Genomic DNA, 13,645 nt, shown 5'->3' with positions numbered 1-13,645 from the left:
GCCGAACGGACCTTCCCCACCTCAAGGTCGGCGGTACCGTTCAGCGGTTTCCGCGCCGAGCATGAGGTGAATGGATGTCACGTTGCTGTGGACCAAAATCACACTTTGGCTCGCCGAGTACGCGCCGACGACCGCCTCCGAACTCAAGCAGGCACTACCGCCCCCGGACATGGCCGCGTTCGAATCGGAGTTCGAGCTCACGCTTCCCCAGCAGCTCAAGGAGTGGTGGACCTGCTGCGGTGGAACCGAATCCGGATCGTTGACCGATGTGCTGCCGCCGTTCTACACGCCCTACGGCGCGTCGGGGGCGTGGCGGGTCTGGTGCGAGTTCCGTGAGACCTGGGCGGCCAAGTGGCATCGGCCCGCCTGCGACTACTACGCCGGTTCGGCGGGAAGCAGCTTCCATCCGGCCTGGATCCCGATCGCGGGTGACGGGTTCGCCGACGAACTGGTGGTGGACCTGCGTCCCGGCCCGTTGCGTGGCTGTGTACTGGAGTGGGAGCAGGAGATGAGCCGTGTCGGCCCACCGCTGTGGGCCGATCTGGCCTCGATGCTGGCCGATGTGCACCGCGCGTTGACCGAGGGCGGTTCCGCCGGTTACAGCAGGCCGACGGTGACCGAGGACGGCAGACTGGACTGGCAGATCCGCTGAACCCGCCGAACCACCCACCCGGGGCGCGGCGATTTCTCGCGAAATTTACGCGCCCGGGTGGGGCGGTAGCGGATCCGGTTCAGCGGAACCGCCTTCCCTCGTCGCGGCGGAAGGTGAACACCGCCAGCGCTCCGAGCGCGGCCGTCCAGCCCACGGCGACGGCCAACGCTGTCAGCGGCGGCCCGCCTCCGGTCAGCGCGCCGAGTACGAGCTCACGGGCCGCCCTGGTCGGAAGTACGGTCGAGATCCTGTCCAGCCAGTCCGGGAACACGCTCGGCGGCAGGAACAGGCCGCCCGCGAACGCCAGCGGGAAAAGTATCAGCTGGACAGTGGGGATGGCCGCCTTGAGCGGCATGGAGTACCCAACCGCGAGCCCGAGGAAGGCGAACGGTACGCCCGCGAGGACCAGTGCGAACACCGTCGTGCCCACCTCGATCACCGAAGCCTCGGCCGCCGTGAACAGTACCGCCGTGAGCCCCACCGGTATCAGCGACAGCAGTGCGAAGCACAGCGCGTTGCACAGCCTGCCGCCGAGCTGCGCCATCGGGCCGGTGGGCAGCGTCCGCAGGTAGCTGTGCCATGCCTTGGCGCGGTCCTCGGCGACCCCGGCGCCGAGGTTGAACACGAAAGCACTGATCACCGCGAACATCGACATCTGCCCCGCCGCTTCGGTGGCCGCCGCTGCGTTGGCGGAGACCGAGCGGTTGGAGACGACGAACAGCAACATGAACAGCGTGGGAAACGCGAGGGTACCCAGCGCGGCCATCGGGATCCGCACCGTTTCGCGGAACTGGTAGCGCGTGTAAAGCAGGACGGCGCTCATGCTCTTCCCCCGGCGTGCTCGTCGATCGGGTTCGCCTCGGCGGTCAGCGCGGTGAACGCTTCCTCCAGCGAAGCCCCTGTCACGGTCAGGTCCTCGAAGTCCGCTCCGCTGCGCACCAGATCGCGGACCAGTTGGTCGGAGTCGCGGGTGAACAGTCGATGCGCCCCGTCGTCGAGTTCGGAGCGCACCACCCCCGGCAGCTCCGGCAGGTTCGTTCCCCGCACGGTCACGGTCCGGGTGTGCACCCGCGACTTGATCTCCCGCTGCGGCCCGTCGGCCAGCACCCTGCCGCGGTCCATCACCACGATCCGCTCGGCCAGGGCCTCTATCTCAGCGAGGTAGTGGCTGGTCAGCAGCAGTGTCGTTCCGCGCTGATGGTGATGGCGCAGCGCCTCCCACAGCGAGTTGCGCGCGGCCACGTCCAGCCCGGTGGTCGGCTCGTCGAGCACCACCAGGGCGGGATCGCCCACGAAGGCCAGCGCCACGCTCAACCGCCGTTGCTGCCCGCCGGACAGCGAACCGGCCTGCCTGCGTGCGAGTTCGCTGAGTCCGAACTGCTCCAGCAGTTCACCGACCGGCAGCGGTTCCGGGTAGTGCTTGGCGACGAATTCCACGATCTCGCCCACGCGCAGCGTGTCCGGTAGGCCGGTTTCCTGCGGGGTGGTTCCCAGCCGTTCGCGGTTGCGTGGTTGGCGGGGATCACCACCGAAGAGCTCGACGCGGCCCGCGCCGGGAGAGCGCAGGCCGGTGAGCAGGCTCAGCAGGGTGGTCTTGCCCGCTCCGTTGGGCCCCAGCAGTCCCAGGAGCTCTCCGGGAGAGATGTCGAGGTCGATGTTGTCCAGCGCGTGCAGCGAACCGAATCGGCGTGACACGCCGATGGCACGTGCTTGGTATCGGGTCAAGAGTCCCCCTCGTCGGTGACCGGTTCCAACAGGGCCCGCAGCTGCCGCATGTACTGGTCGAAGGCCGTGCGTCCCGCTTCGGTGAGGTACACGTAGGTGGTGCCGCGACCGGGGCCCGTCTTGGTGCTGTCGGTGTAGCCCGCCTCGTCGAGCTTGCGCAGGTGAGTGATCAGGTTTCCCGGCGTCATGTCCAGCAGTTCCCGCAGCCGGCCGAAAGCGATCCGGTCCTCGGTGGGCAGTGCCGCGAGAGTGGTCATCACCCGCAGCCTGGCCTGGGCGTGGATGACCGGATCGAGTCGGACGTCGGCAGGGTTCATTCCGGTTCTCCGGGCAGGCGTTCGTGACTGGGGGACGGTTTCGCGCGAGCGCGCAGCGTCAGCACCGTTCCCGCCACCAGAAAACCACCGCCGCCGGCCAGCGACATGACCAGGTAGTGGTTCGGGATGCCGGTGAAGGCTCCGGCCGCGTTGATCGCCAGGATCCACAGCCCCACGCCGTACTGCGTCCAGCTCCCGGTCAGCGCGCCGCCGCTGAGGTAGAGCACTCCCACCAGCAGGCCGGATCCGCTGGCCCAGAGCATGGCGTAGACCTCCTCGGAGATGCCCATCCGCGAGGTCGCGGCGATCAGCGCCCCCAGCGCGACGAATCCCAGCGTCCAGGACCAGCCGTGCATCGCCCCGGACTTCTGTGCGGGGCCGCGCAGCCCACGCAGGCTGTTCGCGAGGTGCCAGACGGTGATGAAGCCCGCCACGCCCAGGCAGCCGAAGAAGATGCCCAGTGCCTGCCAGAGGGGAACGAGCAGTACCGGATCGTCGCCGATGGTCAGGTACAGCTCGCCGAATCCCAGTACCCATGCCGCGCCCCACACGCCGAACAGCAGGCCGGGGTTGATGTCGAGGGCTCGCTCGGCGCGTTGCTGCTGCCGCTCGGTGATGGCCAGCATCTCCGCCGGTGACGGAGTCGAGGTGTCGGAGGTGTGTTCCTCGCTCATTTCCTGCCCCCTGTAGTCGAACTTTGTGGCGCAAAGTTTCACTTACTTTGTGGCGCAAAGTCAAGCGCCGATCAGTATACTTCGCGGTTTACTACTTGGCGAGACAAACTAGTCGGTGCTATTTTCTAGTCGTGTCGGAGAAGAGATCGGTGGAACGACAGACGCAGTGGCTGCGCGGGGTGCTCGATCTCGCCGTGCTCGCGCTGCTGGCCGAGAGCGGGGAGGACTACGGCTACACGCTGGTTCGGCGTCTCGACGAGGCCGGACTTCCCGGTATGAAGCCGGGAACGCTGTACCCGCTGCTGAACCGCCTGGACTCGGAAGGATTGGTACGCAGCGAGTGGCGTGCCGGAGCCGGCGGTCCGGGCCGGAAGTTCTTCCTGCTCACCGAGCAGGGCCGTGCGGTGCTGGCCGAGCAGGGGCCGCTGTGGACCGAGTTCGCCAAGAACGCCACCGCTGTACTGGAACGGGGAATGAGCTCATGAGCACGGGATCGTCGGAGAAGTACCGCAACGAGTTGCTGTTCGCGCTGCGGATGCGCGAGGTGCCGGGTGCTCGGATCGGGGACGTGCTGGCCGAGGTGGAGACCCACGTGGCCGAAACCGGGCAGGACCCGGTTGAGGCGTTCGGCACGCCGGGGGAGTACGCGGCGCGTGTGGCCGAGGAGTTCGGCGCGTTCGCCGGTTCCCCTCGGCGGGCCGTGCTGCGCCCGAGTGTGCTGCTGGTCGCCGCGTTGGCGCTGTGCGCGGCGGAGTTGGCGGTTCCCGCCGTCACCACGAGCGAGGTCACACTGACCACCGGCAGCCTCGTCGGGATCCTCGCCCTGCTGGCGCTGTTGGTGGTGCCGCTGTTGTTGGCGATGCGCGCCGCGACCGAGCTCCACAGCGTGGAGCGGCGACTGTGGTTCGGGCTGGGGGCGCTGGCGACGTTGGTGCTCGCACCGTTCGGGGCGGACTGGATCGAGCGAATGGTCAGCGCGGAGCCGGTGCTGGTCACGATGCCGCGCTGGGCCGCCCTCGCCTTCGCGGCGGTGTTCCTGCTCGGCACGGTGGGCCTGCTGGCCCGCACCATCCGCGGCAACCGGATCGTGGATCCCAGGCCCGGTGGTGTCGGGAGTTCCTGAGCGTGCCGGGCGGTCCTCCCGAGCGACCGCCCGCCAGTCGACCGCCCGCTCCGCGATTTCGCGAGAAATCGCGGAGCGCCGGGGTCACTCCCCGATCGGGTGCCACACCGTTTTCAGCTCGGTGAAGGCACGCAACCGCCTCGTGCCGGGCGCGGTGCTCCAGTCCGGTTCCACGAGCGGAGCGTCGAGTACTCGCTTGACGCTTCCGGCGGCCGTCTCCTCCAGCTCGCCACGCAGGGACTCGTCCGCCCCGCTCGGATCCAGCGCGTCCACATCGGAGTGCGATGCCAGCCGTGAGACCAGTTCGGCGGGATCCCCGGTGAGCACGTTGACCACCCCACCTGGTACGTCCGAAGTGGCCAGTGTCTCGCACAGGCTCACGGCGGGCACCGCCAGTTCCGTATCCACGAGCACCACCGCGCTGTTGCCCGCCGCCAGCACCGGGGCCAGCACGCTGACCAGGCCCAGCAGCGAGGAGCGCCGGGGCGCCACCACACCCACCACGCCCACGGGTTCCGGCGTGCTGTGCACGGTGTACGGACCGGCCACCTGGCCGACACCGCCCCGGAGGACGCCGAGCTTGTCGGTCCAGCCCGCGTACCAGAACATTCGGTCCACAGCGGTGTCCACCGCCCGTTCCGCCTCCGTCGCGGACAGCCCCTCGGTCGCCGCCACCTCGGAGGTGAACCGGTCCCGCGTCCCCTCCAGCATCTCGGCGACCCGGAACAGCACCTGCCCACGGTTGTGGGCGCTGGCACCGGACCAGCCGTCGAACGCCTTGCGGGCCGCGGCCACGGCGTCGCGCAGATCCTTGCGCGAGGCCTTCGCCGCGTTCGCCCGGAACGTCCCGTCCGCGTCGGCGACCGCGACGACCCGGCCCGACTCGGATCTGGCGAAGGACCCGCCCACGTAGAGCTTGTAGGTCTTGGGCACCGTCACCCTCTTCCGCGTGCTCAACCGCGCCTCGTCTTCAGACATCGAGATAGGCCTCCAGACCCGCGGCACCGCCGACGTGACCGTTCCCGGACTCGCCGCGCCCACCGAACGGAGCGGTCGGGTCGAACCGATGGAACGTGTTGGCCCACACCACACCGGTACGCAGCCCGCGCGCCGTCCACAGCGCGCGGGAGCCCTTCTCGCTCCACACGCCCGCGGCCAGACCGTACGGCGTGTTGTCGGCCTTGGTTACGGCCTCCCGCGCGGTGCGGAAGGTCAGCACCGAGAGCACCGGGCCGAAAACCTCCGTTCGCGCCACGCTCATGGACTGCTGCACGTCGGTCAGCAGCGTGGGAGCCATGAAGTCGCCGCGCTGTGGCAGCGTCGCCGGGACGGTCCAACGACTCGCCCCCTCCGCGACGCCACGCTCCACGAGCTCGGAGATCCGCTCCACCTCGGCCGTCGAGCCGAGTGACCCCACATCGGTGTTGCGATCCATCGGATCGCCCACCCGCAGCTCCGCCATGCGGTCGCGCAGCCGTGCCACGAACTCCTCGGCCGCGGACTCCTCCACCAGCAGCCGCGATCCCGCGCAGCGGACCCGACCCTGGTTGAAGAAGGCACCCTCGACCACACCCCGCACCGCCTCCTCCGGCGCCGCGTCGGCGAACACGATGTTTACCCCGTTGCCGCCCAGTTCGGACGTGACTCGCTTGCCCCGGCCGGCGAGGTCGCGCCGCACCCGTTCGCCCACCTCGGTGGAACCGGTGAAAACCGCGTGCCGCACCCCGCGATGTGTCAGCAGGCTCGCTCCGGTCCCCGAGTCGCCGGGCAGGATGTTGACCGTGCCGGAGGGTAGACCGGCCTGCTCGCAGATCTCGCCGAACACCAGCGCGCTCAGCGGTGTCCGCTCGGATGGTTTGACGACCACGGTGGATCCGCAGGCCAGGGCCGGAGCGATTCGCTGCGCCAGCAGCAGCAGCGGGAAGTTCGACGGGACCACCTGCCCGGTCACCCCGAGCGGTGCGGGGGAGGGGCCGAATCCGGCGTGGTCCAGCTTGTCCGCCCAGCCCGCGTAGTGCAGGAACCACGCCGCCGCGTTGGGCAGGTCGAACTCCGTCGCCTGCCTGACGGGTTTGCCGGTGTCCAGCGTCTCCAGCACCCCCAGTTCCCGGGAACGTTCCTGCAGCAGCCGGGCGATCCGGAACAGGTACTTGGCCCGGTCGGTACCGCTGATCGAGCCCCAGTGGCTGCGGAAGGCGTCCTCGGCCGCGTTCACCGCTCGGTCCACATCGGATTCAGCACTGCCCGTGATCTCGGCCAGCGTTTCCCCGGTCGCCGGATTCACGCTGGAGAACACCGCACCGCTGCCGTCGGTGAACTCCCCGCCGATGAACGGGCGGTAGCGCTCCCGAAGTGCGGCGACCGTCGCGGATTCGAGGGCGGGCGCGTACTCCAGGGGGTTCGGGTCGGGCTCCGTCAAAGATCCACCGTCACCTGGTCGGGGCCACTGTAGTGGCCGTGAAGTTGCGTTTCGCGCTGCATCAGCAGGTCGTTGAGCAGTCCGGACGCCCCGAACCGGAACAGCTCGGGTGTCAACCAGTCCGGTCCGGCCACCTCCCGAACCGCCACCAAGTAGCGGATCGCGTCCTTGGTGGTGCGGATTCCGCCAGCGGGTTTGACCCCACGCGACTGCCCGGTTCGATCCCGCCACTCGCGTACCGCCCGCAACAGCACGTGGGTCACCGGCAGGGTCGCGGCGGGGGAGACCTTGCCGGTGGAAGTCTTGACGAAATCGGCTCCCGCCAGCAGCGCCAGCCAGCTCGCCCGCCACACGTTGTCGTAGCCGCCCAGCTCGCCGGTTTCCAGGATCACCTTCAGGTGGGCGGGACCGCACGCGGCCCGGACCTGTTCGATCTCGTCGAACACCCGGCCGTACTCACCCGCGAGGAAAGCACCGCGGTCGATGACCATGTCCACCTCGTCGGCACCCGATTCCACCGCCAGCTCCACCTCGGCCAGCTTGGCGCGCGGCGTGGAGCGGCCCGAGGGGAACGCGGTCGCCACCGAGGCGACCCCGACCCCGGAACCGCGCAGCGCCGTCACCGCCTCGGTGACCAGATCCGGGTAGACGCACAGCGCGGCCACCCGGGGAACGTCCGGGAACCGCGAGTCCGGGGTGCGGGCCTTGGACGCAAGCGCACGCACCTTGCTCGCGTTGTCCGCACCCTCCAGCGTGGTCAGGTCCACCATGCCCACCGCGCGGTCGATGGCGCGCAGCTTGGCCTCTCCCTTGACGGCGCGCCCCGCCAACGCGGTGGCCCGCTGTTCGAGTCCCACCGCGTCGATGCCGGGCAGCCCGCGCAGGAAACGCGTCAACGCCGCTTCGTCGCGGGTGGCCTCGGCCAGCTCGCCCGGTGGTCCCGTGCTCGGTGGACTGGATGACGGCGAATCGGCCATGCGGGGGAGTCTACGGTGCCGCTCCGACGTGACCAATGTTCACCGCGTGGTCCGCGTTCGGCCCCGGTCGCTCCGCGTCGTCACCGACACGTTCAACGGCGCGCCCGCTCGACGCTCCCCACGGACTCTCCCGGTGGCGCTTCGAGCGGTTCCGGCGGTGGCGCGTTCCGGCTGCCCTGCCGTGACTCCGGAAAGTGGTGAGGCCGTCACGCGACAAACCCGCTCGAGTTCCCGACGCGGGTTTACGTAGGCTGTGAACCATGAGTACCCCCGTCCTTACCGCAGTGGCCTGGCCCTACACCAACGGGCCGCGACACATCGGTCACGTCTCCGGAATCGGTGTCCCCTCGGACGTCTTCTCGCGGTACCACCGAATGGCCGGGAACAAGGTGCTCATGGTCTCCGGCAGCGACGAGCACGGGACCCCGATCCAGGTCCAGGCGGAGAAGGAAGGCATCACCCCGCGTGAGCTGGTGGACAAGTACCACCGGGTGATCGCCGAGGACATGGGATCGCTCGGGGTCAGCTACGACCTCTACACCCGGACCACCACCGGCAATCACTACCAGGTGGTGCGGCAGATCTTCCTGGCGCTGTACCGCAACGGCTACATCATCCCCAAGACCACCACCGGAGCGGTCAGCCCCTCTACCGGCCGTACCCTGCCCGACCGCTACATCGAGGGCACCTGCCCGATCTGCGATCACGACGGTGCCCGCGGCGACCAGTGCGACAACTGCGGGAACCAGCTCGACGCGGCCGAGCTGCGCAACCCGGTCTCCCGGATCAACGGGGAAGTGCCGCGCTTCGTGGAGACCGAACACCTCTTCCTGGACCTGCCCGCCTTCACCGAGACGCTGGGCAAGTGGCTGTCCACGCGTACCGACTGGCGTTCCAACGTCCTGAACTTCACCCGCAACCTCGTGGAGGACATGCGGCCCAGGCCGATCACCCGCGATCTCGACTGGGGGGTTCCGGTCCCGCTGGAGGGCTGGGACGAGCAGTCGATGAAACGACTCTACGTCTGGTTCGACGCGGTGATCGGCTACTTCTCGGCCAGCGTCGAGTGGGCCAGGCGTTCCGGTGATCCCGAGGCGTGGCGTGCCTGGTGGAACGACCCGGAGGCGCTGCGGGTGTACTTCATGGGCAAGGACAACATCACCTTCCACGCCCAGATCTGGCCCACCCTGCTGATGGGGCACAACGGAGCCGGGGATCGCGGCGGCAACGCCGGTCCCTACGGCGAGTTGAACCTGCCCACCGAGATCGCCTCCAGCGAGTTCCTGACCATGACCGGGTCAAAGTTCTCCACTTCCCGGGGAACGGTGATCTACGTGCGTGACTTCGTGCGCGAGTTCGGGCCGGACGCGCTGCGCTACTTCATCTCGGCGGCCGGCCCCGAGACCCAGGACGTCGACTTCACCTGGGACGAGTTCGTCCGCAGGATCAACTTCGAACTCGCCAACGAGTGGGGGAACCTGGTCAACCGGGCGGTTTCGCTGGCTGCCAAGAATGTCGGCGCCGTTCCCGAACCCCGCGTTCCGGAGGCCGCCGACGAGGAGCTCAAGACGATGGCCCGCGACGCCTTCGACGTGGTCGGCGGTCACCTGCGGCGCTCCAGGTTCCGCGCCGCGACCCATGAGGCGATGCGGGTCGTCTCGGCGGCCAACAAGTACCTGTCCGAGCAGGAACCCTGGAAGCGCAAGGACGATCCGGAACGCCGCGACACCATCCTGCACACCGCGTTGCAGCTGGTCTCGGATGCCAACACCCTGCTCACCCCGTTCCTGCCGCACTCGGCGCAGCGGGTGCACGAGCTGCTGGGCGGTACGGGAACGTGGGCGGCGCAGCCGCAGCTGCGGGAGGTCGACGACCTGGACGTGTCCGACCGTTCCTATCCGATCCTGACCGGTGACTACGCCGCCGAGCAGGCCAGCTGGGAGTCCCGGCCGATCGGGGTCGGCACACCGCTGAGCAAGCCGACGCCGCTGTTCGGCAAGCTCGACCCCGAGCTGGCCGAGACCGGCCCGGAGTGGGCGCCGATCCAGAGCTGATCCGGCGGTGGATTCCCAGCCCGGTCGTTCCCACCGGAGCGGCCGGGTCTTTCGCCCGCGCGCCCTCGGCGCCGGGGGCCGGGGTGTGACGGGCGTCTCACGGGAATAATGGGCGGAGTGAGCAAGGGCGACAAACGAACCCCGCCACCGGAGCCGGAGACGCTGCCCGCTCCGGTGGTGGACGCGCACACCCATCTCGACGCCTGTGGCGCGGTCGAGGCGGCGGATGTTCGCCGCATGTTGGACCGGGCCGAGGCCGCGGGGGTCGGCCGGGTGGTGACGGTGGCCGACGACATCGAGTCGGCGAAGTGGACGGTCTCCGCCGCGGGCTGGGACGAGCGGGTCCACGCCGCGGTCGCGCTGCACCCCACCAGGGCCAAGGACTTCGGCGAGTACGAGCGGGAAACGCTGGCCGAGCTGGTCCGTGATCCCAGGGTGGTCGCGGTCGGGGAGACCGGGCTCGACTACTACTGGGACTACTCACCGCCGGAACCGCAGCAGGAGGCGTTCCGCTGGCACATCGACCTCGCCAAGCGGATCGGCAAGCCACTCATGATCCACGACAGGGACGCGCACGAGGACATCCTGCGCATCCTGGACGAGGAGGGCGCTCCCGAGACGGTGATCTTCCACTGTTTCTCCGGTGACGCCGACTTCGCCCGCCGTTGCGTGGCAGCCGGTTACGTGCTCTCGTTCGCGGGTACGGCCACCTTCCGCAACGCGAACGCGCGCGGTCTCCGGGAAGCGGCGGCCCTCGTGCCGGTGGAGCAGATGCTCGTCGAGACCGACGCGCCGTTCCTGACGCCGCACCCGTTTCGTGGCAGGCCCAACGAACCGTACTGCGTAAACTACACCGTTCGTGACCTTGCCGAACTGCGTGAGACGAGTGTCGCGGAACTCGCGGTCGCGCTGACGGCCACTACGGAACGAGTTTTTCAACTCGATCGTGTAGCAGCTGGCTGAGCTTCGGTAACTCTCCGGCCATCTTCTCGATCAGTCGCGGTGATGTCGGCTTGCGACCACTCCGCGTCCTCCTACCGTCCGAAGTGGAAGCCGGGATGGGGAGTTCGACGGTGCTCGCCGGTTCGGTCGGCGCACCGTGAACCCCGTTCGGGACCTTCGGCGTGAGTTCGGCCGAGCCGCTCGGGCGGGCCGCTGTCACGGGGGTTCCACGGGGACGTTCCGCTGCCCGGAACCACGGCCGAGAAGGTGGTCATGAGAACTCGACACGTTCCACGCGGCGCGATCCTGTTGGCGGCGGCCCTGACCGCGAGCTTGGGGGCCGGTTTCCCCGCCGCCGCAGCCGAGCACCAGCGCACCCCGGGAAAGGTGTGGGACCGGTTGGCACGGTGCGAATCGGGCGGTGAGTGGCACATCAACACCGGAAACGGTTACTACGGTGGATTGCAGTTTCTGCGGAGCACCTGGGCCGCCTACGGCGGTGAGCGCTACGCGCGTTATCCCCACCGAGCCGCGCGCGCCGAACAGATCGAGGTCGCGAGTCGGTTGCGCGAGGACCGCGGCGGTTACGGAGCATGGCCCTCCTGCGCCCGCCGGCTGGGGTTGCCGCACTAGTGGGATGTCGCGGCGGGGCCGCGAGCCGTTCCGCGGCCCCGTGCGGGCAGGGAACCCCCGTGCGAGCCGGAAACCGCTGTATGGGTAATCGATAACCCTCGATAGTGCGAGGAACCCGATACTGACGATCACGCGCGGTGTCGAGATCTGCGCGTTATGGCGTGTCGCGGCCAATGGCCGAACATATTTCGGTTCGATCGTGTGAATTTCACCGACGCCCTGTGCGCTGGGGAAGTCGATTTCGTGTCGGTAACTCAGGTCACAGCGATTTCGTGATCCTTGGCAGCACGCGGATCATCACGCTAGAGTCTCGAACTCGTAAACCGATGACCACGGTCACGGATTACGCCCGCAGTCTTCGCCGGTGTACGTCGGGGTAGCCTGCCCTCGCCGCTCGGAACACGAATTACGGGCGCGACGGTCGGCTGGCGGCGCTGGCTACGGGAGTCGGATACGGACACGAAGCACGAAGGTAACGCGCTCGCGCGTGCCGGTCGGAAGCCGAAGGGGCGGTTTCCCTCCGGGCGTCTCGGGCACGTCTTTCCCGCCTTCGGGAGGTAACGACCCTGTGAACGAACGCGGCTATTTGGGTGAGCAGCCCTCGGGCCACGGGCAGCACGCCCGCCGGGAGAACACACTCGACCGGACGGACTGGTTCACCCCGGCGGTTCCCGGCGAGCGGCACACCGCCGTCGGCGTGCTGGAGCCCCCCGAGGAACGGACCGGGAACATACCGCCCTACCCGGCGCAGGATCACCCGAGTTTTCCCCCGGGCGCACTGAGCATCACCCCGCAGGACCTCTACGAGATCATCGGTCCCGACGTCGAGGACCTGATGGCCGACGCCGACCTCGAGGTCGACGAACTGATCAGGCTGCTCAACGCCGAGACGACGGTGATGCCGCCGTTGCCGTTGTCCGACTCGATCTCCTCCGAGGAGCTGGAAGCGCCCTCGCCGGAACTGTCCGAGGCGATCGGCACCTGGAAACGGCGTTTCCTCAAGAGCGCGGTGGCGGCCGTGATCCTGTCCATCACCGGTGCGGGCGGCGCGGCCGCCGCGATGGACAAGTCGGTCACCGTCGAGGTGGACGGCAAGGAACGCGAGGTCAGCACCTACGAGTCCACAGTGGGCGAGGTGCTCGAGGACGAGGGCATCGAGGTCGACAAGCACGACGCCCTCAGCCCCTCGCTCGGTTCCAAGGTCGAGCACGGCGAGACCATCTCGCTCGACCGCGGCAGGAAGATCGAACTCACCGTCGACGGACAGACCCGGGAGGAATGGGTTCGGTCGGTCACGGTGGGCCAGGCGCTGCGTCAGCTCGGCGTCCCCACCGACGGGGCCTCGGTCTCCGCCAAGCGCACCATGCCCGTGCCCGAGGAGGGCATGAGCCTGGAGGTCAAGACCGCCAAGTCGATCACGATCGTCGACGGCGGCGACAAGCCCAGGCAGCTGACCACCACCGCCGTCACGGTCGAGGAACTGCTCGATAAGCAGGGCCTTAAGGTCGACGAGAACGACGAGGTCACGCCCGGCTCCGGGAAGCGGATCAGCGAAGGTGCCGAGGTGCGGATCGACCGCACCGGCATCTCGACCGTCAACGTCCGGGAGAAGATCGAGCCGCCGGTCAAGGAGATCGTCGACGACTCGATGTTCAAGGGCGAGCGCAAGGTCGAAAAACAGGGCACTGCCGGGGAGAAGATCGTCTTCACCCGGGTGACCACCCGCAACGGCGAAGAGGTCAAGCGGGAGACCGTCGGCGAGAAAGTGGTCAACGAGGCCGAGCCCAAGGTCGTGCGCGTCGGTGGCAAGCAGCCGCCGAACAGCGGTGTCTGGGACAAGCTGGCCGAGTGCGAGTCGGGCGGCAACTGGCACATCAACACCGGGAACGGTTACTACGGTGGTGTCCAGTTCAACAAGTCGACCTGGGACGCCTACGACGGCGACCAGTACGCCGCGTACCCGCACCAGGCCAGCAGGGAACAGCAGATCGCCATCGCCACCAAGGTGCGTGACGCGCGAGGTGGGTACGGGGCCTGGCCCTCCTGCTCCTCCCAGCTCGGCCTTTCCTGATTCGGCACCGTTGCCACCTCGGCTTGCCGGGGTGGTTGCGTGGCGGAACCTCCGGCGG

General features: G+C 68.6%; 13 protein-coding genes and 1 pseudogene. 7 read left to right on the top strand and 7 right to left on the bottom strand.

Going from position 1 to position 13,645, the window contains the following annotated elements; genetic code table 11:
* Nucleotides 1–70: 70 nt before the first annotated feature.
* Nucleotides 71–652, top strand: a complete 582-nt coding sequence (locus J2S53_RS11840) for an SMI1/KNR4 family protein (RefSeq protein ID WP_092979536.1) — start codon at nt 71–73, stop codon at nt 650–652.
* A 79-nt stretch (nt 653–731) separates the two neighbouring features.
* On the opposite strand, the gene J2S53_RS11835 is transcribed toward J2S53_RS11840, so the two are convergent.
* Genes J2S53_RS11835 through J2S53_RS11820 form a run of 4 tightly spaced genes read right to left on the bottom strand, consistent with a single transcriptional unit; the run spans nt 732 to nt 3,368 of the window.
* A complete protein-coding gene (locus J2S53_RS11835) occupies nt 732–1,475 on the bottom strand; it encodes an ABC transporter permease (RefSeq protein WP_456241014.1) in 744 nt (247 codons plus the stop codon).
* On the bottom strand, nt 1,472–2,377 hold the full coding sequence (locus J2S53_RS11830; protein ID WP_456241013.1) for an ABC transporter ATP-binding protein: 906 nt from the start codon (nt 2,375–2,377) through the stop codon (nt 1,472–1,474). The genes J2S53_RS11835 and J2S53_RS11830 overlap by 4 nt, the downstream gene beginning before the upstream one ends.
* Nucleotides 2,374–2,694, bottom strand: coding sequence for a transcriptional regulator (locus J2S53_RS11825; protein ID WP_092922745.1), 321 nt, complete (start codon nt 2,692–2,694; stop codon nt 2,374–2,376). Before J2S53_RS11825 ends, J2S53_RS11830 begins: the two co-directional genes overlap by 4 nt.
* A complete protein-coding gene (locus J2S53_RS11820; RefSeq protein WP_456241012.1) occupies nt 2,691–3,368 on the bottom strand; it encodes a hypothetical protein in 678 nt (225 codons plus the stop codon). The genes J2S53_RS11825 and J2S53_RS11820 overlap by 4 nt, the downstream gene beginning before the upstream one ends.
* Nucleotides 3,369–3,499: 131 nt before the next feature.
* On the opposite strand from J2S53_RS11820, the gene J2S53_RS11815 reads away from it, so the two are divergent.
* Complete coding sequence (locus J2S53_RS11815; RefSeq protein WP_092625368.1) at nt 3,500–3,853, top strand: PadR family transcriptional regulator; 354 nt, start codon at nt 3,500–3,502, stop codon at nt 3,851–3,853.
* Nucleotides 3,850–4,491 carry a hypothetical protein gene (locus J2S53_RS11810; RefSeq protein ID WP_456241011.1) on the top strand — a complete coding sequence of 214 codons (642 nt, stop codon included), beginning with the start codon at nt 3,850–3,852 and terminating at the stop codon, nt 4,489–4,491. The genes J2S53_RS11815 and J2S53_RS11810 overlap by 4 nt, the downstream gene beginning before the upstream one ends.
* Before the next feature lie 84 nt (nt 4,492–4,575).
* On the opposite strand, the gene J2S53_RS11805 is transcribed toward J2S53_RS11810, so the two are convergent.
* Genes J2S53_RS11805 through deoC form a run of 3 tightly spaced genes read right to left on the bottom strand, consistent with a single transcriptional unit; the run spans nt 4,576 to nt 7,887 of the window.
* On the bottom strand, nt 4,576–5,469 hold the full coding sequence (locus J2S53_RS11805; RefSeq protein ID WP_456241010.1) for an aldehyde dehydrogenase family protein: 894 nt from the start codon (nt 5,467–5,469) through the stop codon (nt 4,576–4,578).
* A complete protein-coding gene (locus J2S53_RS11800; protein WP_456241009.1) occupies nt 5,462–6,910 on the bottom strand; it encodes an aldehyde dehydrogenase family protein in 1,449 nt (482 codons plus the stop codon). The genes J2S53_RS11805 and J2S53_RS11800 overlap by 8 nt, the downstream gene beginning before the upstream one ends.
* The gene (gene deoC / locus J2S53_RS11795) at nt 6,907–7,887 is read right to left on the bottom strand and encodes a deoxyribose-phosphate aldolase (protein ID WP_456241008.1); all 981 of its coding nucleotides are present in this window, start codon (nt 7,885–7,887) and stop codon (nt 6,907–6,909) included. Before deoC ends, J2S53_RS11800 begins: the two co-directional genes overlap by 4 nt.
* A gap of 260 nt (nt 7,888–8,147) precedes the next feature.
* Here deoC and metG point away from each other — a divergent pair, with 260 nt between their 5' ends.
* From metG to J2S53_RS11775, 4 genes and pseudogenes are all read left to right on the top strand, one after another.
* A complete protein-coding gene (gene metG, locus J2S53_RS11790) occupies nt 8,148–9,941 on the top strand; it encodes a methionine--tRNA ligase (RefSeq protein WP_456241007.1) in 1,794 nt (597 codons plus the stop codon).
* Between the two features lie 117 nt (nt 9,942–10,058).
* The gene (locus J2S53_RS11785; RefSeq protein ID WP_456241006.1) at nt 10,059–10,904 is read left to right on the top strand and encodes a TatD family hydrolase; all 846 of its coding nucleotides are present in this window, start codon (nt 10,059–10,061) and stop codon (nt 10,902–10,904) included.
* Between the two features lie 360 nt (nt 10,905–11,264).
* A pseudogene (locus tag J2S53_RS11780) lies at nt 11,265–11,516 on the top strand (transglycosylase family protein); the annotation flags it as partial.
* A gap of 568 nt (nt 11,517–12,084) precedes the next feature.
* Nucleotides 12,085–13,587 carry a ubiquitin-like domain-containing protein gene (locus J2S53_RS11775; RefSeq protein WP_456241005.1) on the top strand — a complete coding sequence of 501 codons (1,503 nt, stop codon included), beginning with the start codon at nt 12,085–12,087 and terminating at the stop codon, nt 13,585–13,587.
* The last annotated feature ends 58 nt before the right edge of the window (nt 13,588–13,645 follow it).

It is taken from the genome of Actinopolyspora lacussalsi (assembly GCA_030803735.1).
Classification (GTDB): domain Bacteria; phylum Actinomycetota; class Actinomycetes; order Mycobacteriales; family Pseudonocardiaceae; genus Actinopolyspora; species Actinopolyspora lacussalsi.
The sequence above is the reverse complement of the archived record's forward strand: the minus strand, read 5'-3'. Positions and strand labels throughout refer to the sequence as shown.